Origin of the sequence: Aquipseudomonas ullengensis (genome assembly GCF_014174475.1) — a bacterium.
In the GTDB taxonomy this organism is placed as follows: domain Bacteria; phylum Pseudomonadota; class Gammaproteobacteria; order Pseudomonadales; family Pseudomonadaceae; genus Aquipseudomonas; species Aquipseudomonas ullengensis.
Genome location: NZ_JACJUD010000002.1, coordinates 108,116 through 126,631, shown reverse-complemented (window position 1 = coordinate 126,631; position 18,516 = coordinate 108,116). Strand labels below are relative to the sequence as shown.

22 protein-coding genes and 1 pseudogene are annotated in these 18,516 nt (G+C 63.1%); 6 read left to right on the top strand and 17 right to left on the bottom strand.

What is annotated here, in order from left to right; translation table 11 throughout:
• Positions 1–67: 67 nt before the first annotated feature.
• The 4 genes from thrC to xerD all read right to left on the bottom strand — a co-directional run bounded on the left by thrC (position 68) and on the right by xerD (position 4,673).
• Positions 68–1,477, bottom strand: coding sequence for a threonine synthase (thrC, locus tag H3H51_RS06070; protein ID WP_183088153.1), 1,410 nt, complete (start codon positions 1,475–1,477; stop codon positions 68–70).
• An 11-nt stretch (positions 1,478–1,488) separates the two neighbouring features.
• The gene (locus H3H51_RS06065) at positions 1,489–2,793 is read right to left on the bottom strand and encodes a homoserine dehydrogenase (RefSeq protein WP_183088152.1); all 1,305 of its coding nucleotides are present in this window, start codon (positions 2,791–2,793) and stop codon (positions 1,489–1,491) included.
• A 111-nt stretch (positions 2,794–2,904) separates the two neighbouring features.
• Positions 2,905–3,633: a DsbC family protein gene (locus H3H51_RS06060; protein WP_183088151.1), complete on the bottom strand. Its 729-nt coding sequence runs from the start codon at positions 3,631–3,633 to the stop codon at positions 2,905–2,907.
• Between the two features lie 143 nt (positions 3,634–3,776).
• Positions 3,777–4,673, bottom strand: coding sequence for a site-specific tyrosine recombinase XerD (gene xerD / locus H3H51_RS06055; RefSeq protein WP_183088150.1), 897 nt, complete (start codon positions 4,671–4,673; stop codon positions 3,777–3,779).
• 77 nt (positions 4,674–4,750) lie between these two features.
• Between xerD and H3H51_RS06050 the strand changes: the two genes are divergently transcribed.
• Positions 4,751–6,553, top strand: a complete 1,803-nt coding sequence (locus H3H51_RS06050) for a cation:proton antiporter (protein WP_183088149.1) — start codon at positions 4,751–4,753, stop codon at positions 6,551–6,553.
• 38 nt (positions 6,554–6,591) lie between these two features.
• On the opposite strand, the gene H3H51_RS06045 is transcribed toward H3H51_RS06050, so the two are convergent.
• From H3H51_RS06045 to ffh, 6 genes are all read right to left on the bottom strand, one after another.
• Positions 6,592–7,014, bottom strand: a complete 423-nt coding sequence (locus H3H51_RS06045) for an acyl-CoA thioesterase (protein WP_183088148.1) — start codon at positions 7,012–7,014, stop codon at positions 6,592–6,594.
• A 145-nt stretch (positions 7,015–7,159) separates the two neighbouring features.
• Positions 7,160–7,510 carry a 50S ribosomal protein L19 gene (gene rplS / locus H3H51_RS06040; protein ID WP_183088147.1) on the bottom strand — a complete coding sequence of 117 codons (351 nt, stop codon included), beginning with the start codon at positions 7,508–7,510 and terminating at the stop codon, positions 7,160–7,162.
• Positions 7,511–7,550: 40 nt separating this feature from the next.
• Positions 7,551–8,294, bottom strand: coding sequence for a tRNA (guanosine(37)-N1)-methyltransferase TrmD (gene trmD, locus H3H51_RS06035; RefSeq protein ID WP_183088146.1), 744 nt, complete (start codon positions 8,292–8,294; stop codon positions 7,551–7,553).
• A gap of 29 nt (positions 8,295–8,323) precedes the next feature.
• A complete protein-coding gene (gene rimM / locus H3H51_RS06030; protein WP_183088760.1) occupies positions 8,324–8,848 on the bottom strand; it encodes a ribosome maturation factor RimM in 525 nt (174 codons plus the stop codon).
• 14 nt (positions 8,849–8,862) lie between these two features.
• Positions 8,863–9,114: a 30S ribosomal protein S16 gene (gene rpsP / locus H3H51_RS06025; protein WP_183088145.1), complete on the bottom strand. Its 252-nt coding sequence runs from the start codon at positions 9,112–9,114 to the stop codon at positions 8,863–8,865.
• A gap of 199 nt (positions 9,115–9,313) precedes the next feature.
• Positions 9,314–10,690, bottom strand: coding sequence for a signal recognition particle protein (gene ffh, locus H3H51_RS06020; RefSeq protein ID WP_183088144.1), 1,377 nt, complete (start codon positions 10,688–10,690; stop codon positions 9,314–9,316).
• Positions 10,691–10,831: 141 nt separating this feature from the next.
• Here ffh and H3H51_RS06015 point away from each other — a divergent pair, with 141 nt between their 5' ends.
• Both H3H51_RS06015 and H3H51_RS06010 read left to right on the top strand, forming a co-directional pair.
• Positions 10,832–11,632 carry a cytochrome C assembly family protein gene (locus H3H51_RS06015; protein ID WP_183088143.1) on the top strand — a complete coding sequence of 267 codons (801 nt, stop codon included), beginning with the start codon at positions 10,832–10,834 and terminating at the stop codon, positions 11,630–11,632.
• 198 nt (positions 11,633–11,830) lie between these two features.
• A pseudogene (locus tag H3H51_RS06010) lies at positions 11,831–12,529 on the top strand (transporter associated domain-containing protein); the annotation flags it as partial.
• Here H3H51_RS06010 and H3H51_RS06005 read toward each other — a convergent pair.
• From H3H51_RS06005 to H3H51_RS05985, 5 genes are read right to left on the bottom strand one after another with little or no spacing between them, the layout of a single operon-like run.
• Positions 12,516–13,241, bottom strand: coding sequence for an SGNH/GDSL hydrolase family protein (locus H3H51_RS06005; RefSeq protein WP_328803628.1), 726 nt, complete (start codon positions 13,239–13,241; stop codon positions 12,516–12,518). The pseudogene H3H51_RS06010 and the gene H3H51_RS06005 sit on opposite strands and share 14 nt — an antisense overlap.
• A complete protein-coding gene (gene purT, locus H3H51_RS06000) occupies positions 13,238–14,419 on the bottom strand; it encodes a formate-dependent phosphoribosylglycinamide formyltransferase (protein ID WP_183088142.1) in 1,182 nt (393 codons plus the stop codon). The genes H3H51_RS06005 and purT overlap by 4 nt, the downstream gene beginning before the upstream one ends.
• A 37-nt stretch (positions 14,420–14,456) precedes the next feature.
• Positions 14,457–14,663, bottom strand: a complete 207-nt coding sequence (locus H3H51_RS05995; RefSeq protein WP_183088141.1) for a DUF1289 domain-containing protein — start codon at positions 14,661–14,663, stop codon at positions 14,457–14,459.
• A complete protein-coding gene (locus H3H51_RS05990; protein ID WP_183088140.1) occupies positions 14,663–15,187 on the bottom strand; it encodes a gamma carbonic anhydrase family protein in 525 nt (174 codons plus the stop codon). The genes H3H51_RS05995 and H3H51_RS05990 overlap by 1 nt, the downstream gene beginning before the upstream one ends.
• Before the next feature lie 17 nt (positions 15,188–15,204).
• Complete coding sequence (locus tag H3H51_RS05985; RefSeq protein ID WP_183088139.1) at positions 15,205–15,813, bottom strand: CoA pyrophosphatase; 609 nt, start codon at positions 15,811–15,813, stop codon at positions 15,205–15,207.
• A 133-nt stretch (positions 15,814–15,946) separates the two neighbouring features.
• On the opposite strand from H3H51_RS05985, the gene H3H51_RS05980 reads away from it, so the two are divergent.
• Together H3H51_RS05980 and H3H51_RS05975 are read left to right on the top strand one after the other, a co-directional pair.
• A complete protein-coding gene (locus tag H3H51_RS05980) occupies positions 15,947–16,492 on the top strand; it encodes an NUDIX hydrolase (protein WP_183088138.1) in 546 nt (181 codons plus the stop codon).
• A 35-nt stretch (positions 16,493–16,527) separates the two neighbouring features.
• Entirely contained in the window at positions 16,528–16,761 is a 234-nt protein-coding gene (locus H3H51_RS05975) for a DUF2789 domain-containing protein (protein ID WP_183088137.1), read from the top strand.
• Positions 16,762–16,764: 3 nt separating this feature from the next.
• Here H3H51_RS05975 and H3H51_RS05970 read toward each other — a convergent pair whose 3' ends face one another.
• Both H3H51_RS05970 and H3H51_RS21260 read right to left on the bottom strand, forming a co-directional pair.
• Positions 16,765–17,679, bottom strand: coding sequence for a DUF6929 family protein (locus H3H51_RS05970; RefSeq protein WP_183088136.1), 915 nt, complete (start codon positions 17,677–17,679; stop codon positions 16,765–16,767).
• Positions 17,676–17,810, bottom strand: coding sequence for a hypothetical protein (locus H3H51_RS21260; protein ID WP_268945813.1), 135 nt, complete (start codon positions 17,808–17,810; stop codon positions 17,676–17,678). The genes H3H51_RS05970 and H3H51_RS21260 overlap by 4 nt, the downstream gene beginning before the upstream one ends.
• A gap of 64 nt (positions 17,811–17,874) precedes the next feature.
• Between H3H51_RS21260 and H3H51_RS05965 the strand changes: the two genes are divergently transcribed.
• Positions 17,875–18,378 carry a L,D-transpeptidase family protein gene (locus tag H3H51_RS05965; protein WP_183088135.1) on the top strand — a complete coding sequence of 168 codons (504 nt, stop codon included), beginning with the start codon at positions 17,875–17,877 and terminating at the stop codon, positions 18,376–18,378.
• Positions 18,379–18,516: the final 138 nt, after the last annotated feature.

The window sequence follows — 18,516 nt, the reverse complement described above, 5'->3', positions numbered from 1 at the left end:
CGTTGAAAGCCTCGCGAGGTCATTTTTAACGCCGTATGCCGACGCGCAGCAGGCTTAGAACAGGCTCTTACAGCGGCTTGCCGCGATTACCTTGGGCAGCAACGAACTGCTGCACGGTCTTCAGGTCGTTGGCCAGCACGGTGCAGCGCTCGTCACGCTGGAACAGATCGGCCAGGTGCGGCGGCAACGCCGGTGCAGCACCAACGCCAGCCTTCTCCACCGCTTCCGGAAACTTGACCGGGTGCGCGGTACCCAGGGTGACCATCGGCACGGCCAGGCTGCGACGGCATTCGCGCGCAGCACGCACGCCGATGGCTGTGTGCGGGTCGAGCAGCTCGCCGCACTCCTTGTACACCTCGGCGATGGTCTCGCAGGTCTCTTCGTCATTCACCGCCAGCGAGTCGAACAGCTTGCGCGCCTCAGTCCAGCGGTCTTCCTCGACGCTGAAACCGCCGCCCTGCTTGAAGGTGTCCATCAGCCCGGCGATAGCCGCGCCGTTGCGACCGTGCAGGTCGAACAGCAGGCGCTCGAAGTTCGACGACACCATGATGTCCATGGACGGCGACAGGGTCGGGTGCAGGTCACCCTTCACATACTGATTGCCGCTCATGAAGCGGTGCAGGATGTCGTTGCGGTTGGTCGCGACGATCAGCTGGCTGATCGGCAGGCCCATGTTGCGCGCCAGGTAGCCGGCGAAGATGTCGCCGAAGTTGCCGGTTGGCACCGAGAACGCAATGGAGCGCGCCGGGCCACCGAGCTGCAGGGCCGCGTGGAAGTAGTAGACGATCTGGGCCATGATCCGCGCCCAGTTGATCGAGTTGACTGCGACCAGACGGGTGCCCTTGAGGAAGCCCTGGTCGGCGAAGCTGGCCTTGACCATCTCCTGGCAGTCGTCGAAGTTGCCTTCGATGGCGATGTTGTGGATGTTGTCGCCGAAGATGGTGGTCATCTGCCGGCGCTGCACCTCGGACACGCGGTTGTGCGGATGCATGATGAAGATGTCGACGTTGTCGCATGCCTTGCAGCCTTCGATGGCCGCCGAGCCCGTGTCGCCAGAGGTAGCGCCCATGATCACCACGCGCTCGTTGCGCTTGGCCAGCACGTAGTCGAGCAGACGGCCGAGCAGCTGCAGGGCGAAATCCTTGAACGCCAGGGTCGGGCCGTGGAACAGCTCCAGCACCCACTCGTTGCCGTTCAGCTGGCGCAGCGGCGCCACGGCGTTATGGGCGAACACGCCGTAGGTGTCTTCGAGGATCTTCTTGAAGTCGGCATCCGGAATACTGCCGGTGACGAACGGGCGCATAACGCGGAAGGCCAGTTCGTGGTACGGCAGGCCGGCCCAGGAGGCGATCTCTTCCTGGGTGAAGCGCGGCAGGTTTTCCGGGACGTAGAGGCCGCCATCGCTGGCCAGGCCGGCGAGCAGCACGTCTTCGAAGTTGAGGACCGGGGCCTGGCCGCGGGTACTGATATAACGCATGGCTTTCTACCTCAGCTCAGTTGCTCGACGCGGATACGCACCACGCTGCCGACGATGTCGCTCAACGCTTCCAGCGCGGCGATGGCATCGTTGACGCGCGCTTCCTGGACCCGGTGGGTGACCAGGATCATCGGTACCAGGCCGTCGTGCTCTTCGGCTTCTTTCTGCATGATCGATTCGATGTTGATGCCGCGCTCGGAGAGGATGCTCGCCACCTGGGCCAGTACGCCCGGATGATCCTTGGCCTGGATGCGCAGGTAGTAGGCGCTCTCGCACTCGTCGATAGGCAGGATCGGGTGGTCGGACAGCGCATCCGGCTGGAAGGCCAGGTGCGGTACGCGGTTGGTCGGATCAGTGGTCAAGGCACGCACCACGTCGACCAGGTCGGCGACCACGGAGGAAGCGGTCGGCTCCATGCCGGCGCCGGCACCGTAGAACAGGGTCGAACCGGCGGCGTCGCCATTGACCATCACCGCGTTCATCACGCCGTTGACGTTGGCGATCAGGCGATCGGCCGGGATCAGCGTCGGGTGCACGCGCAACTCGATGCCGGCCTCGGTACGACGGGCCACACCGAGGTGCTTGATGCGGTAGCCCAGGGCTTCGGCGTAGTTGACGTCGGCGCTGGTCAGCTGGCTGATGCCTTCGGTGTAGGCCTTGTCGAACTGCAGCGGAATGCCGAAGGCGATGGAGGCGAGGATGGTCAGCTTGTGCGCGGCGTCGATCCCTTCGACGTCGAAGGTCGGGTCGGCTTCGGCGTAGCCCAGGGCCTGGGCTTCTTTGAGGACGTCGGAGAAGGCACGGCCTTTCTCGCGCATCTCGGTAAGGATGAAGTTGCCAGTGCCGTTGATGATCCCGGCCAACCAGTTGATGCGGTTGGCAGACAGGCCTTCACGGATCGCCTTGATCACCGGGATGCCACCGGCCACGGCTGCTTCGAAGGCGACGATCACGCCCTTCTCGCGGGCCTTGGCGAAGATTTCGTTGCCGTGCACGGCGATCAGCGCCTTGTTCGCGGTGACCACGTGCTTGCCGTTCTCGATGGCCTTGAGCACCAGCTCATGGGCCAGGGTGTAGCCACCGATCAGCTCGATGACCACGTCGATTTCCGGGTTGGTCGCCACGTCGAAAATGTCGGCGGTAATGGGGGTAGCGCCGGTATCACACTTCGGATTGGGACGACGAGCGGCAATCTGCGCAACCTCGATTCCGCGCCCGGCACGGCGGGCAATCTCCTCGGCGTTGCGTTTGAGTACGTTGAAGGTGCCGCCACCGACGGTCCCAAGGCCACAGATGCCTACTTTTACCGGCTTCACGCTGAACTCCCCATCTCACTGCGAAAACGGCCGGGGGGATGCCCCGGCCGCGGAAAAGAGCCGCACTTTACGAAGCGGCTGGTACTTGGTCAATCGATCCGAAAGCCCGGCCTATTTGGCCTCCAGGGCAATCTTGGCCAATTGCGGCGCCGGCTGGTAACCGGGGATCATCTTGCCATTGGCCAGAATGATCGCTGGCGTGCCATTGACGCCGACCATCTGACCCAGTTCGTACTGCTTGGCGACCGGGTTTTCACAATTGCCGGCAGGCAGTTCTTCACGCGACTTGGCCTTGTCCATCGCAGCCAGGCGATCCTTGGCGCACCAAACGCTGACCAGACCGTTGTAGCCGTGGGAGCCCACGCCCTGGCGCGGGAAGGCGACATAACGCACCTCGACCCCTTCGCGATTGAGCTCAGGCACTTCGCTGTGCAGCTTCTGGCAGTAGCCACAGTCGGTATCGGTGAACACGGTGATATGGGTCTTGGCCGGTTCTTTCGGCGAAAACACCACCATCTCGCTCAACGGAATGTCGTTGATCACCTTGGCGATGCCCTTGCTCTCGGCCTGCGCGGTCAGGTTGACCGCATCACCGTTTTTGACCTGGTACAGGTTGCCCTGCATCAGGAACTGGCCGTCACCACTGGCGTAGAGCATGCGCCCGCCCTTGAGGTGAACCTGGAACAGCCCCGACATCGGGCTTTCGGCAATTGCCTCGACGGGCAGATCGGGTTGCAGTTTGCTCAGCGTGGCACGGATGGCCTGATCAGGATCAGCAGCCAGAGCGACGACGGACAACAGGCCGCAAGCGGCACCGGCGACAAAGCGGGAAAGGTGCATGGAACACTCCTGTAACGATGGGCCAAGCCTACCATAGAAGCCCCGGCGAGCCGATTACAGACGCCGGGCGGATGTAAGCGCAGGACGAATAGACCGCGAGAACCTGCTGTCGCTCCCGCACGCCGTTAACCAGTCAGACTTTTTCAGCCGCGCGGATGGTGCAACGCATGCAGCTCCTGCAAGCGCGCCTTGGCGATATGGGTGTAGATCTGCGTGGTCGACAGGTCGCTATGGCCCAGCAGCATCTGCACCACGCGCAGGTCCGCGCCGTGGTTGAGCAGGTGCGTGGCAAAGGCGTGGCGCAGGGTGTGCGGCGACAACGGCTTGGCGATGCAGGCCACCCGCGCCTGATGCTTGATTCGGTGCCAGAAGGTCTGCCGGGTCATCTGCTCGCCGCGCAGGCTGGGAAACAGTACATCACTGGGTTTTCCATCGAGCAGAAAGGGCCGTGCCTCGCGTACGTAACGCTCGATCCAGGCAATCGCCTCCTCGCCCAGCGGCACCAGGCGCTCCTTGCTGCCCTTGCCGAACACGCGCAGCACGCCCTGGCGCAGATTGACCTGCTCCAGGGTCAGGGAAATCAGCTCGGTCACCCGCAGGCCACAGGCGTACAGCACTTCGAGCATGGCGCGATCACGCAGGCCAATCGGATCATCCAGCTCCGGCGCCGCCAGCAGCGCCTCGACATCCGCCTCGGACAGTGACTTGGGCAACGGCCGACCGAGCTGCGGCAGTTCGATCTGTAAGGTCGGGTCCTCGCCGATCAACGCCTCGCGCAGCAGGTAGCGGTAGAAGCCACGCAGACCAGAGAGAAAACGCGCCGTGGAGCGCGCCTTGTAACCCTGCTCCAGACGCCAGGCCAGGTGATCGAGGATAATCTCGCGCCCCGCCTGCGGTAGCTCGGCACCGCGCTCCTGCAGCCAGCTATTAAAATGCCCAAGATCGCTGCGATAGGCATCTCGCGTGTGCACCGACAGCCCCTTCTCCAACCACAAGGCATCGAGAAAACGATCAATCAATGGGTGATCGAGAATTGGCATAAGAAACTGCTTCACTAGCGTTAGACGAACTAGTCTTTCATAGCCTTCTACTGAACCACCAGAGACAAGGAGTCTCTATGAGCGAAACCCACATTCTCCTCGGCATCGGCGGCATCGGCGCGGCGGCTTTGGCCAGCCAGTGGCTGGCCTGGCGCCTGCGTTTGCCGGCGATCCTGTTCCTGCTGATCAGCGGCATCCTCGCCGGACCGCTGCTCGGCTGGCTGGACCCCAGCGCGCTGTTTGGCGAGCTGCTGTTCCCGCTGGTTTCGCTGTCCGTGGCGCTGATTCTGTTCGAAGGCAGCCTGACCCTGCAGCTCAGCGAATGGCGGGAAATCGGCAGCGTGGTCAAGCGCCTGGTCACAATCGGCGCCCTGTCGACCTGGGCAGTGATTGCTGTCGCCACCCACTACCTGCTGGATTTCCCCTGGGACCTGGCGATTCTATTCGGCACCCTGACCCTGGTCACCGGCCCCACGGTGATCATCCCCATGTTGCGCGTGGTCAGGCCTAGCGCCTCGGTGGCCAACATCCTGCGCTGGGAAGGCATCGTCATCGACCCCATCGGCGCCCTGCTTGCCGTGGTGGTCTATAGCTTCATCGCCAGCCACAGCGGCGGCACACCCTGGGGCGAGAGCCTGTTTACCTTCGCCGAAGTGATCATCTGCGGCTCGCTGTTCGGCGTCACTGGTGGCTGGCTGTTCGGCCTGCTGCTGCGCCACCACTGGCTGCCGGATTACCTGGAAAACCTCGCCGCGCTGGCGGCTGTACTGGGCATCTTCATTTCAGCCAACCTGCTGGTCCACGAATCCGGCCTGCTGGCCGTGACCCTGATGGGCATGTGGCTGGCCAACATGCGCGGCGTGGATGTAAAGCACATCCTGCACTTCAAGGAGAATCTCAGCGTGCTGCTGATCTCCGGCCTGTTCATCCTGCTCGCCGCCCGCCTGGATCTACACGCCTTACTGGCGCTGGGCCCGGCGACCCTGGTGCTGCTGGCAGTGATCCAGTTCGTCGCACGCCCGCTGAACGTTGCACTGAGCACTTACGGCTCCAGCCTGAACTGGCGGGAGCGCGCCCTGCTGGCCTGGATTGCTCCGCGCGGCATCGTCGCCGCTGCTGTTTCGGCGATCTTCGCCCTGCGCATGCAGGAGCATGGCTCCGAACAGGCTCAACTGCTGGTGCCACTGACGTTCCTGGTGATCATCGGCACCGTCGTTCTGCAAAGCGCCACCGCACGCCCGCTGGCCCGCCTGCTCAAGGTTGCCGAACCGGCCGCCCACGGTTTCCTGATCATTGGCGCCAACCCGGTCGCGCGGGCCATTGGCAAGGCCCTGCAACAGCGAGGCACCAGCATCCTGCTGACCGACTCGACCTGGGAAAACATCAGCGCGGCACGCATGGACAACCTGCCCACCTACTTCGGCAACCCGGCCTCGCAACACGCCGACGCCAACCTCGACCTGACCGGTATCGGCCAGTTGCTCGCACTATCGCCGTCCAGCGAACAAAACAGCCTGGCCTGCACCTGCTTCCGTCCGGACTTCGGCAAGAAGAACCTGTACAGCCTGCCCAACCAGCGCGAGCAGCGACTCAGCGAGAAACATCGCGCCAGCCACGAGTACCGTGGCCAGCCTTTCGGCTACCCGGCACAGACCTACGGACAGCTGGCGGGACTGCTGACCCGTGGCGCCGAGATACGCAGCACCACGCTGACCCCTAACTTCGGCTGGAGTGAATACCAGGCACTGCATGGCCATCGCGCCAACCTGCTGCTGGCCATCGACCCACGCGAGCGCGTGCATGTCGCCAGCGAACCCCTGGCCTTTACCCCAGGCCCGGATTGGACCCTGGTGGCCCTGATCGAAGAAGCACAGGAGTAACCGAAACCCAGAAAAAAGGCGCCCTGGAGGCGCCTTTTTTATTCTGCTGCTTGAGCCGGCTCCGGCAGTACCGGAATCGGCTTCTTGTCCTCGCCAATGGCAACGAAGCTGAACACACCACTGATAGCCTGTTCGCGACCATCGCTGTACATGCTCTCGACGTACACGTTGACCTCGACCTTGAGGCTGGTATTGCCCACCTTGATCACCCGACCGACCAGTTCGACGATGGAGCCGGCCGGAATCGCATGATTGAAGTCGATACGATCACTGGACACGGTCACCAACGGCAAACGACAGAAACGCGTGGCCGCAATGAACGACACCTCATCCATCCACGCCAGCGCCGTGCCGCCGAACAGGGTGTTGTGATGATTGGTGGTCGGCGGGAATACCGCCTTGGTCACGCGGGTTTCCGACAATTCGGTACGGCGCTGGATCTCTTGCTCTCTGGGGGTCATGCCACGACTACCTGAATAAAATTCGGTGGCTGCCTGTTCTGCGGCGTTGTAGTTGTTCTATGCGGCGGTCATGCAGAAAAGGGAAATTTCGGGCAAGAAAAAAGCAGCCCGTGGGCTGCTTTTTTCGACAAGTAAAACTGTGCGATTAGGCCAGTTTTTCCTTGATGCGTGCTGCCTTGCCGGACAGGTCGCGGAGGTAGTACAGCTTGGCTTTGCGCACGTCGCCGCGACGCTTGACGGCCAGGCTTTCAACCAGCGGGCTGTAGGTCTGGAAAGTACGCTCAACGCCAACACCGTTGGAGATCTTACGAACAGTGAAAGCACTGTTCAGACCACGGTTGCGCTTGGCGATAACCACGCCCTCGAAAGCCTGCAGACGCGAACGATCGCCTTCCTTCACTTTCACCTGAACGACAACGGTGTCGCCCGGGGCAAAGGTCGGGATCTCTTTGGTCATCTGCTCAGCTTCGAGTTGCTGAATGATTTTGTTAGTCATGCTGTGCTCCTAAGACAAGCCGCGGCCTGCCATCGATACGTTAACTATCGTCCCGTTGACGGATGTATTCCGCCAACAGCTTGGTCTCTTCCCCAGAAAGCGAGCGGCTATCCAGAAGATCAGCACGGCGTTCCCAGGTCCGACCAAGGGACTGCTGTAAACGCCAACGCCGGATGTGTTCATGGTTGCCACTAAGCAACACCTCAGGAACACGCTTTCCCGCATACACCTCCGGACGGGTGTAGTGCGGACAGTCGAGCAGACCGTCGCTAAACGAATCTTCCTCGGCCGAATCTGCATGGCCCAATGCACCGGGTAACAAACGTGTGACTGCATCGATCAGGACCATCGCCGGTAATTCACCACCGGAGAGAACGTAGTCACCGATCGACCATTCTTCATCGACATGCTCTTCGATGAAGCGCTCGTCGATTCCCTCGTAGCGACCTGCGATGAGGATCAACGCCTCTTCGCCAGCCAGCTCACGCACTGCCAGTTGATTAAGCTGGCGGCCTTGCGGCGACAGGTAGATCACCTTCGCCTGCTCTCCGGCAGATGCCTTGGCCGCAGCCAGAGCGCCTTCCAGAGGCTTGATCTTCATCACCATGCCGGGACCACCGCCAAAAGGCCGGTCGTCCACTGTCTGATGACGGTCATCGGTGAAATCACGCAGGTAGTGGCAGTTCAACTGCAACAGGTCCTGCTTCACCGCACGACTGGTAATACCGTACTGACTGATCGCGGCAAACATCTCCGGAAAGATGCTGATGACTTCAACACGCATGGCACTCGCTCGCACAAGAGACTGACAGCTCAGAAATCGGCATCCCAGTCGACCTGCATTTCGCCGGCCTCAAGGTCTACCTTGAGCACACACTGCGCGGTATACGGCAGCAGGCGCTCGCGATCATCCAGACTGCCCGCACAGGGCTTGACCACCATGACATCGTTGGCACCGGTCTCCATCAGGCTATCGATGCTGCCGAGCAGTTGCCCGAGCGTATCGACGACCTTGAGACCCACCAGCTGGTACCAGTAGAACTCGTCTTCAGCCAGGTCCGGCAACTGGGCTCGGGGCACACAAATGTCGAAACCCGCGAAGGTACGTGCCACTTCGCGGTCATCGAGGCCCTTGAGCTTCGCCACCAGAACCTTGCCTTGCAAGCGTCCGCTGACCAGCTCAACCTGCTTGACCTCGCCATCACGCTGGAGAGTCCAGCGGCGATAATCGAGCAAGTTGTCAATCGGATCGGTGAAGGAATAAATCTTCACCTCGCCACGAATGCCGTGCACCGAAGTGATCTTGCCGAGAACGATCAGGTCCTCGGCGGTCGGCATCGTGGTCATGTTACTCAGGCAGCAGCCTTGGCAGCTTCCTTGAGCAGCTGAGCAACGCGCTCAGACGGCTGGGCGCCTTGGCTCAGCCAATAGGTAGCGCGCTCCTGATCAACAGACAGCTTCACTTCCGCACCGCTGGCGACCGGGTTGAAGAAACCGATACGCTCGACGAAGCGACCATCGCGCGCATTGCGGCTGTTGGTCACGGTCAGGTGGTAGAAGGGGCGCTTCTTGGAGCCGCCACGGGCAAGACGGATGGTTACCATGTGAACATCGTTCCTGTAGTCGGTGCTTGCAAAACTAAAAGGCACACTTTGAGGGCCTAGGCCCGAAAGGCCGCATATTCTAAGGATTATGCAGCCGTTTGCAAATCTCTTTTTGGGTCCGCCGGTCGGCGGCGCGATCAAATCACCTGCAAAAAACCGCAAGAGTGCAGCACTGCACGGCTTGCAGCCTGCTGCAGGGTTACAGCTTCGGCATACCGCCGCCCGGCATCATGCCGCCAAGACCACGCATCATCTTGGCCATGCCGCCCTTGGCGGTGAATTTCTTCATCATCTTCTGCATCTGTTTGTGCTGCTTGATCAGCCGCCCGACATCCTGCACCTGGGTGCCGGAACCGAGCGCGATGCGGCGCTTGCGAGAGCCACTGATGATGTCCGGATCGCGGCGTTCGGCCGGGGTCATCGAGCAGATGATCGCGTCCATCTGCTTGAACTGCTTCTCGGCAGCGCCCTGGGCGCCACTCATCTGCGACAGGTTGACGCCACCGATGGACGGCAATTTGTCCATCAGGCCACCGAGGCCGCCCATGTTCTTCATCTGTTGCAGCTGGTCACGGAAGTCTTCGAGATCGAAGCCCTTGCCCTTCTTCAGCTTCTTGGTGAGCTTCTCGGCCTTTTCCCGGTCGATGCTCTGCTCGGCCTGCTCGATCAGACTGAGCACGTCCCCCATACCGAGGATGCGCGAGGCGATACGGTCCGGATGGAACGGTTCGAGCGCGTCGCTCTTCTCGCCCATACCGAGGAATTTGATTGGCTTGCCGGTGATCTGCCGTACCGACAGCGCAGCACCGCCACGGGCATCACCGTCGACCTTGGTCAGCACCACGCCGGTCAGCGGCAGCGCATCACCGAACGCCTTGGCCGTGTTGGCCGCATCCTGACCGGTCATGGCGTCGACCACGAACAGGGTCTCGACTGGCTTGATCGCCGCGTGCACGGCCTGGATCTCCGCCATCATCTCGGCATCGATGGCCAGACGGCCGGCGGTGTCGACGATGACCACGTCGATGAACTTGAGCTTGGCCTCGGCAATCGCCGCCTGGGCGATAGCCACCGGCTTCTGGCTGATATCGGACGGGAAGAACGTCACGCCGATGTCGCCCGCCAGGGTTTCCAGCTGCTTGATCGCCGCCGGGCGATAAACGTCCGCCGAGACCAGCATCACCGTCTTCTTCTTGCGCTCTTTAAGGAAGCGCGCCAGCTTGCCGGCGGTAGTGGTTTTACCCGCACCCTGCAAACCTGCCATCAACACCACGGCCGGCGGTGTCGCTGCCAGGTTGAGGTCTTCGTTGGCCGCACCCATGAGCTCTTCCAGCTCGGCACGGACGATCTTCACGAACGCCTGGCCCGGCGTCAGGCTCTTCGACACCTCGGTGCCGACGGCGCGCTCCTTGACCTTGTTGACGAAATCCTTGACCACCGGCAAGGCGACGTCGGCCTCGAGCAACGCCATGCGCACTTCACGCAGGGTGTCCTTGATGTTGTCCTCGGTCAGCTTGGCTTTGCCGGTGACATGGCGCAGCGTCTGTGACAGGCGGTCGGTTAGGTTTTCGAACATGCGCGTTCCTTAAACGGGGGCTTGCGACAAGCCGCGCAGTATAACCAAGTGCCCGGCCCGCCGACACCGCCGATGGTCTTTCGTGGAATGCTTCTTATATGCCAAACTCTCGACCTTTCGGGCCCTGCGTTACAAGGACTTATGCACCCTCTGCTGCCCAGCTTGGCCGCCGCTGCGCTCTACGCCGGCGCCACTATCTACCAAGGCCTGCGCCTGGCCAGGCAAGAACTGCCGAACAAGCTGCTCCTCGCGCTGCTGGTGGTAATCGCCCTGTTCTTCCATGGCGGCAGCCTGTTCATACAGCTGCATGCCACGGCCGGCCTGAGCCTCGACTTCTTCAACGCGGCCAGCCTGATCGCCTACGCGGTCATCGCCATCACCCTGCTGGCCTGCGCGCGTATCCCGGTGGAAAACCTGCTGCTGATCCTCATGCCGCTGGGCTGCCTGACTGTGCTGCTGGCGCAGTTCCTGCCCTCCGGCACGTTGAGCCCGATCAATGAGGAGCCGGGCATCCTGGCCCACATCCTGCTGTCGATCCTCGCCTACGGCGTACTGACCATCGCCATGTTCCAGTCGCTGCTACTGTCGCTGCAGGATCACCAGATCAAGCACAAGCACCCATCCGGACTGATCCGCAACTTCCCGCCCCTGCAGACCATGGAAAGCCTGCTGTTCGGTTTCCTCTGGGCTGGCTGGGCGCTGCTCACCCTGTCGCTGCTGTCTGGCTGGCTGTTCGTCGACAACCTGCTGGCCCAGCACCTGGCGCACAAGACCCTGCTATCGTGCCTGGCCTGGCTGGTATTCGCCGTACTGCTGTGGGGTCGCCACCAGCTTGGCTGGCGCGGGCACAAGGCCATTCGCTGGACCCTGGCCGGCTTCCTCCTGCTGATGCTGGCCTATTTTGGCAGCAAGCTGGTTCGCGAATTCATCCTGCATATCTAATCGACCGTGAACCTACCCCCCTGCGCGTACTGGCTTGGCGCACTGGCTCTGCTGGTGGGAGCCCTGACACTCCTGCTGCGTGACCGCCTGCCGCGACACCGCGCCAACAACACCGCACAAGCATTCGGCGCGCCCAGCCACGAACGGCGACAAACCACACGCGGCGACAGCGCCCAGGAAATCCGCCAGCAACGCCAGCACGCCCTGCTGGAGTTGCTCGAGCTGGAAAAGGTCACGGTCGACGACATCATGATTCCGCGCAGCGAAGTCACCGGGATCGACCTGGACGATGACCTGGAGCAGATCATCGAGCAACTGCATGGCGTCGGCCACACCCGCCTGCCGGTGTTCCGCGGCGACATCAACCAGGTCGAAGGCATCGTGCACATGCGCCGCCTGGCCAGCCTGCTGACGCAGAACCGACTGAGTCATGCCACCCTGCAGGAATGCTGTCAGCCACCCTACTTCGTGCCCGAGGGCACGCCGCTGGCGACTCAGTTGGTGAACTTCCAGAAGGAGAAGCGCCGCCTCGGCCTGGTGGTCGACGAATACGGCGACGTGCTGGGCATCGTCACCCTGGAAGACCTGCTGGACGAGATCGTCGGCGACTTCAGCCACGAGGATGGCGAGGCCAACCCGGATATCCACCCGCAAGCCGACGGCACGCAGATCATCGATGGCGCGGCGAACATCCGCGAGATCAACAAGAGCCTGGGCTGGCGCCTGCCCAGCGAAGGCCCGAAGACCCTCAACGGCCTGATCACCGAAGCCCTGGAAACCATCCCCGACAGCCCGGTGTGCCTGCGCATCGGCCCTTATCGCCTGGAAATTCTCGAGTCCAGCGAGAGCCGGGTGAAGAGCGTACGCCTGTGGCAGGCGCCGTTCAAGCGACGCTGAGCGTCAGCGCCAAATCTTCCGCCCAGACCCGATAGCCTTGCGCCGACGGGTGATAGCCATCCACGGCAAGAAACTCGGCGGCGAACTCCAGCTGCAGACGCTGATACTGCGCGCCCTCCTCGGCGCAAACCTGGCGCAGGCGCCGATCCAGCAGCCCCGCGCGCAACCCCAGCAGTTTGCGCAGCAGCCAGGGCAAGGCACTGAAATGCTCGATCGGCGGCACGCCGGTAAACGCCACCCGCGCGCCCTGCGCGGCCAGCGGTCGACTTAACCGACGCAGCGCCGCACTCCAGGCCGCCAGCGAACTCAGGTGTGTGGTGTCGTTGACCCCGAAGACCAGCACAGCCAGGTCGACCGGCTGCTGCAACGCCTGCGGCAACAGGCGCTCACCGGCCTGCACGGCAGTGATGCCGTTCTCGCCCAGCGCGCGCCAGGCTACCGGGCGCTGCAGACGCCGCGCCAAAGCCACTGCCAGCTGGCCGGCAAGGGCCGACTCCAGCAGCTCGACGCCTACGCCAGCGACCGTCGACTCGCCCAGCACCAGCAGGCGCAGCGGCTCACCCGCGAAATCGCCACCCACCAGGCCCTGCTGCTCACCACCTGCCGGCGGCAAGCGCAACGCCGTGCGCCGCGTCCACAGCGCCTGGGGCAGCACCAACGGCGCCAGGCTCAGGGTCAGCCCCCACCAGCCCAGCGCACGCAGGCATGTCACAGCTCGACGCTGACAGCCTGGGCGGCGCGCGTCGCCTTGGCGCGGGCGGCCTCGAGGCTTTCATCGCGAGCCAAAGCCACGCCCATGCGCCGCTGACCGCTGACCTCCGGCTTGCCGAACAGGCGCAGGGCGGTATCCAGCTCGGCCAGGGCCGCGCCGAGATTACCGAAGCTGACCTGCTGCGACTCGCCTTCCACCAGGATGACCGCCGAAGCCGATGGTCCCAGCTGGCGAATGGATGGAATCGGCAAACCGAGAATGGCCCGCGCATGCAGGGCGAATTCGGACAGGTCCTGGGAGATCAGCGTGACCAGCCCGGTGTCGTGCGGACGCGGGGAAATCTCGCAGAACCACACCTGATCGCCTTTGACGAACAGTTCCACGCCGAACAGGCCGCGTCCACCCAGCGAACCGGTGACCGCCAGGGCAATGCGCTCGGCCTCGGCCCGCGCCTTGTCGCTCATCGGCTGCGGCTGCCAGGATTCCTGGTAGTCACCCTTGACCTGGCGATGGCCAACCGGCGCGCAGAAGGTGGTGCCGCCGCCATGGCGCACGGTGAGCAAGGCAATCTCGTAGTCGAAGTCGATGAAGCCCTCGACGATCACCCGCCCCTTGCCGGCACGCCCGCCTGCCTGGGCGTAATCCCAGGCGGTTTGCAGGTCGGCCATGCTTTTCAGCAGCGACTGGCCTTTGCCCGAGGAACTCATGATCGGCTTGATCAGGCACGGAAAACCCAGCGCCTGGACCGCCGCCCAGCACTCTTCGAAGGAGTCGGCAAAACGGTACGGCGAGGTCGGCAGACCCAGTTCTTCGGCGGCCAGGCGGCGGATGCCCTCGCGGTTCATGGTCAGCTTGGCCGCACGCGCACTGGGGATCACGGTGAAGCCTTCGGCCTCCAGCTCGACCAGGGTATCGGTGGCGATGGCCTCGATTTCCGGCACGATGTAATGCGGCTGCTCCAGCTCGATTACCGTCCGCAGCGCGGCGCCGTCGAGCATGCTGATGACGTGACTGCGGTGTGCCACTTGCATGGCCGGGGCATTGGCATAGCGGTCGACGGCGATCACTTCGCAGCCCAAGCGTTGCAGTTCGATCACCACTTCCTTGCCCAGCTCGCCAGAGCCACAGAGCAGAACACGGGTGGCAGACGGCGACAGCGGAGTACCGATACGGGGCATCACATCATCCTCGGGATAACAGCGGGAAAGGGGGAATTCAGTGGCTGGCGGGCTGTTGCAGGAATTGCCCGGCGGCCTGGGTGCGTTCGACACAGAGCTGCAGCACGGCGCGGCGCTCGGCATTGTCCATGCGGCCCCAGCGGGTAATCTCGTCGGCCGTGCGCTGGCAGCCGATGCAGATGTCCTGCTCGTCCAGCGCGCAGATGCTCACGCAGGGCGAACGGACCGGGCGTTCGGCCTCCATCAGTCGGCGTCCTCGACCAGGTCGCGGGCGTAGCGCTGGGCGTTGTGCACGTAGTGGGCGGCGCTGCCTTCGAGCATCTTCTTCTGCTGCTCGGTCAGCTCGCGCACCACCTTGCCGGGGCTGCCCATGACCAGGCTGCCATCGGGAATTTCCTTGCCTTCGGCGATCAGGCTGTTGGCGCCGATGATGCAGTACTTGCCGATCTTGGCGCCGTTGAGGATCACCGCGTTGATGCCGATCAGGCTGTAATCGCCGACCGTGCAGCCATGCATCATCACGTTATGGCCGACGGTGACGCCCTGGCCGAGGGTCAGCGGAAAGCCCATGTCGGTGTGCATCACCGTGCCGTCCTGCACGTTGCTGTTCTCGCCGATGTGGATCAGCTCGTTGTCGCCGCGCAGCACGGCGCCGAACCAGACGTTGGCACCCTTATCCAGGCGCACTTTGCCGATCACCGCAGCAGTCGGGGCGATCCAGCTTTCGGCATGGGCTTGTACACGGGCATCGCCCAGGCGGTACTTCATGGTGATTTCCTCGGCAATCAGACTTTGACGATCCGCACCGACGACTTCGGCGGTTGCTGCAGATCGATGCCGGCATCGAAGAGCAGGTTGACCAACTCGACGATCATCACCGCCGTCAGCCCCCAGATCTTGTAGCCTTCGTAGTGGTAGCAAGGCACGTACCAGCTGTGCCTTTCATAATCGATGCGATGAGTGACCTCGCGCGGGTCTTCGCAGAAGAAGCGCAGCGGCACGCTGAACACCGCGGCGATCTCATCATCATTGGCGCGGTATTCGACGTAATCCGGCACCACCCCAACATAGGGCGTGACCCGAATGCCGAAGCGCGACACCAGCGGGCTGAGCGGGCCGATGACCTCGACCAGGCCGGGCGGCAAGCCGATCTCTTCCTCCGCCTCGCGCAAGGCGGTATGGATCAGGTCACGGTCCTCCGGGTCACGGCGACCACCGGGGAAGGCCACTTCGCCGCCATGGGTGGACAGGCCACTGGCGCGCAGGGTCAGCACCAGTTCGGGCTCGTCACTGCGGGTCAGCGGTACCAGCACAGCCGCTTCCGGCAGGCGCTGATCGGTCGGCAGAATGCGTGGACTATGGCTGCGCACGCGTAGCAGCAGCTCGTCGAGCATGGGAATTCTCGGTCTCTTTTTCTTCCCGGCATCATGGCAGAAACCGTGCGACCGCCCAACCCCCGTACCGACAGGACGGCTTGCCGAGGCTGCTCGGCGGCGCCAAGATGAGTGCCCCGCAAGAGGAGTCGGCATGAAGTTCTGCAGCCAATGTGGCAGCCCGGTGGAGCAACGCATCCCCGAGGGCGACAACCGCCAACGGTTCGTCTGCCCGCAATGCACCACCATTCATTACCAGAACCCACGGGTGATCGCCGGCTGCCTGCCGGTGTGGGGCGAACAGGTACTGCTGTGCCGCCGCGCCATCGAGCCGCGCCGCGGCTACTGGACGCTGCCGGCCGGCTTCATGGAGAACGGCGAAACCCTGGCCGAGGCCGCCGCCCGCGAAACCGACGAGGAAGCCTGCGCCCGCGTGCGCGACCTGGCGCTGTACACCCTGTTCGACCTGCCGCATATCAGCCAGCTGTATGTGTTCTTCCGCGCCGAACTGGTTGACCTGGACTTCGCCGCCGGCGAGGAAAGCCTCGAGGTAAAGCTGTTCCATGAGCACGAAATCCCCTGGAACGAGCTAGCCTTCCCCACGGCCGGACGTACTCTGCAGTGTTATTTCGCCGACCGCCGCGAGCAGCTCTACCCGATCCGCAACGAGGGCCTGGCAGCCCTGCGTCCGCGAGGCTGACAGCAGCCCCTGCGCCACACCACCGGAGAACGACCATGGACACCAGCAATCACCACAGCCTGCGTACCCTGTTCGAGCAGCTCGGCCTGCCCTCCAGCCACGAGGAAATCGCCGCATTTATCCGCGACCATCACCTGAACGAGGGCGAGAACATCGCCGCAGCACCGTTCTGGAGCGCCGCCCAGGCCAGCTTCCTCAAGGAAGCCCTGCAGCGGGATGCGGAGTGGGCCATCCAGGTCGATGAACTGGCTGTGTCGCTGGCCAAGTAAGACTCAGCGCGGCAGAGACAGGTCGATAGATAGCAGGCTGGCAGCGGTCTGCGGGTCGTCGGCGTCGGTTACCAGCAGCAGCCGGCCATCCTCGGCCAGGGCAATCCCCTCGACTTTCCAGTGCCCCTGTAGTTCGGCCAGGCGCCTGACCTGGCCATCGGCCTCGACCAGACCGATCACCGTGCCCAGGCAGGCACCATCGCTGTAGCTGTCCGTGGTGTCTTCGGCAGCGGCGCTGAATAACCAGCGCCCATCGGCCAGCGCCGCGCCATCGGTAAAGCCCAGGGCCACGCCGGCCAACTCGCCCAGCGCCACGGCCTGGATTGCCAGCGGCTGCGGCGGCTCAGCCCGCTCGCCCAGCAGCCAGGCCTGTAGTTGCGGCCAGGCATAACGGATCTGCGCATTGCTCGACTGGCCCTGATTACCACGCTGCAGCAGGACGAACTGCTCACCGAGCAGGAACGCCCCCTCGATATTCAGATCGGCGAAGTGCGCGTGCAGCGGTTGGTACAGCGCCGCCAGATCGCACAAGCGCGGCGCACCTTCGACCTGGCCGCCCTCGCCCAGCGCCAGCAGCACCGCCACCTGCCGATTGGCCTTGGAGCCCGAACCCAGCGCCAGCAAGGCGCCGTGGGCAAACCCCGACATCGCGGGGAGCAACGCCAGGGCTTCCAGGTCCGGTTTGAGCGCCTTGCGCTCGGCCTTATCCTGCGGCAGTTCACCGGCGAACAGACGCAGCAGTTGGCCCGGGTCTTCACCCGTGGCGGCGAATATGCCCAGGTGCAACTCATCGTCGGCCACCACGTAGAGCAACCCGCCGACTCGCACCAGGGCACTGGCCGCGCTCAGGTGTGGCCGGCCTTGCGGGTGGCTGCCTGCGGCAAGCAGCAGGTCGCGTAGATGCTGGGGGCGAATCATCGAATGGGCACCGGATCAGGAATGTCGCGCCATGAAAGCATGCCGAAGGCCGTAGCAGACAGTTCGGCGAGCTTTTGCCCGGCAAGCGGGCTACCGGCAATCCCCCGGAGATTGAACATCGGCGGCAGCATTGGCAGACTCTCGCCCCACAACAGCCTGAACCCTCAGGCCAGAGAAATATTGCGGAACACTGTAATGCGCTGGTTGCTCGCCGTCCTTTGTCTTTCCCTCACCACCCTCGCCCCTGCTTCGACCACCCCAACCCTGGGCGGCAAGGCGGTCGACAAGGTGCTGGTGCTCAAATCCGAACACAAGCTGCACCTGATGGCGCGCGGTGAGGTACTCAAGTCCTATCGCATCTCCCTGGGCCAACAACCCAAAGGCGCCAAGCTGCGCGAAGGCGATAGCCGCACCCCGGAAGGCTTCTACTGGATCGACTGGCGCAAGGTCAGCGACCGCTACAACCTGGCCATGCACATCTCCTACCCCAACGCCCGCGATGCCGCCAATGCGCGCAAGAAGGGCGTGCCGCCGGGCGGCATGATCATGATCCACGGCACGCCGCTGGATGACGAATACCCCGAGTGGTACTTCCACACCCTCGACTGGACGGAAGGCTGCATCGCCATGAAGAACGTCGACATGCGCGAGCTGTGGAATGTGGTGAAAGACGGCACATTGATCGAAATACGTCCCTAACAGGACGAAAAAGGCGCCTCCGGGCGCCTTTTTCAATTCTGCAGTGCCCAAAGAGGGCACTAGACTGGCGTAACCCTTGCAACGTATCCAAGCATTCAATTACTGTATGCAAATACAGTGTTTCTTTCCAAACGATAC

Coding starts and splice junctions, on each gene's coding strand:
- thrC (WP_183088153.1), bottom strand. CDS start 1,477: ATGCGTTATATCAGTACCCGCGGCCAGGCCCCGGTCCTCAACTTCGAA.
- H3H51_RS06060 (WP_183088151.1), bottom strand. CDS start 3,633: ATGCACCTTTCCCGCTTTGTCGCCGGTGCCGCTTGCGGCCTGTTGTCC.
- xerD (WP_183088150.1), bottom strand. CDS start 4,673: ATGCCAATTCTCGATCACCCATTGATTGATCGTTTTCTCGATGCCTTG.
- H3H51_RS06050 (WP_183088149.1), top strand. CDS start 4,751: ATGAGCGAAACCCACATTCTCCTCGGCATCGGCGGCATCGGCGCGGCG.
- H3H51_RS06045 (WP_183088148.1), bottom strand. CDS start 7,014: ATGACCCCCAGAGAGCAAGAGATCCAGCGCCGTACCGAATTGTCGGAA.
- rplS (WP_183088147.1), bottom strand. CDS start 7,510: ATGACTAACAAAATCATTCAGCAACTCGAAGCTGAGCAGATGACCAAA.
- trmD (WP_183088146.1), bottom strand. CDS start 8,294: ATGCGTGTTGAAGTCATCAGCATCTTTCCGGAGATGTTTGCCGCGATC.
- rimM (WP_183088760.1), bottom strand. CDS start 8,848: ATGCCGACCGCCGAGGACCTGATCGTTCTCGGCAAGATCACTTCGGTG.
- rpsP (WP_183088145.1), bottom strand. CDS start 9,114: ATGGTAACCATCCGTCTTGCCCGTGGCGGCTCCAAGAAGCGCCCCTTC.
- ffh (WP_183088144.1), bottom strand. CDS start 10,690: ATGTTCGAAAACCTAACCGACCGCCTGTCACAGACGCTGCGCCATGTC.
- H3H51_RS06015 (WP_183088143.1), top strand. CDS start 10,832: ATGCACCCTCTGCTGCCCAGCTTGGCCGCCGCTGCGCTCTACGCCGGC.
- purT (WP_183088142.1), bottom strand. CDS start 14,419: ATGCCCCGTATCGGTACTCCGCTGTCGCCGTCTGCCACCCGTGTTCTG.
- H3H51_RS05995 (WP_183088141.1), bottom strand. CDS start 14,663: ATGGAGGCCGAACGCCCGGTCCGTTCGCCCTGCGTGAGCATCTGCGCG.
- H3H51_RS05990 (WP_183088140.1), bottom strand. CDS start 15,187: ATGAAGTACCGCCTGGGCGATGCCCGTGTACAAGCCCATGCCGAAAGC.
- H3H51_RS05985 (WP_183088139.1), bottom strand. CDS start 15,813: ATGCTCGACGAGCTGCTGCTACGCGTGCGCAGCCATAGTCCACGCATT.
- H3H51_RS05980 (WP_183088138.1), top strand. CDS start 15,947: ATGAAGTTCTGCAGCCAATGTGGCAGCCCGGTGGAGCAACGCATCCCC.
- H3H51_RS05975 (WP_183088137.1), top strand. CDS start 16,528: ATGGACACCAGCAATCACCACAGCCTGCGTACCCTGTTCGAGCAGCTC.
- H3H51_RS05970 (WP_183088136.1), bottom strand. CDS start 17,679: ATGATTCGCCCCCAGCATCTACGCGACCTGCTGCTTGCCGCAGGCAGC.
- H3H51_RS21260 (WP_268945813.1), bottom strand. CDS start 17,810: ATGCTGCCGCCGATGTTCAATCTCCGGGGGATTGCCGGTAGCCCGCTT.
- H3H51_RS05965 (WP_183088135.1), top strand. CDS start 17,875: ATGCGCTGGTTGCTCGCCGTCCTTTGTCTTTCCCTCACCACCCTCGCC.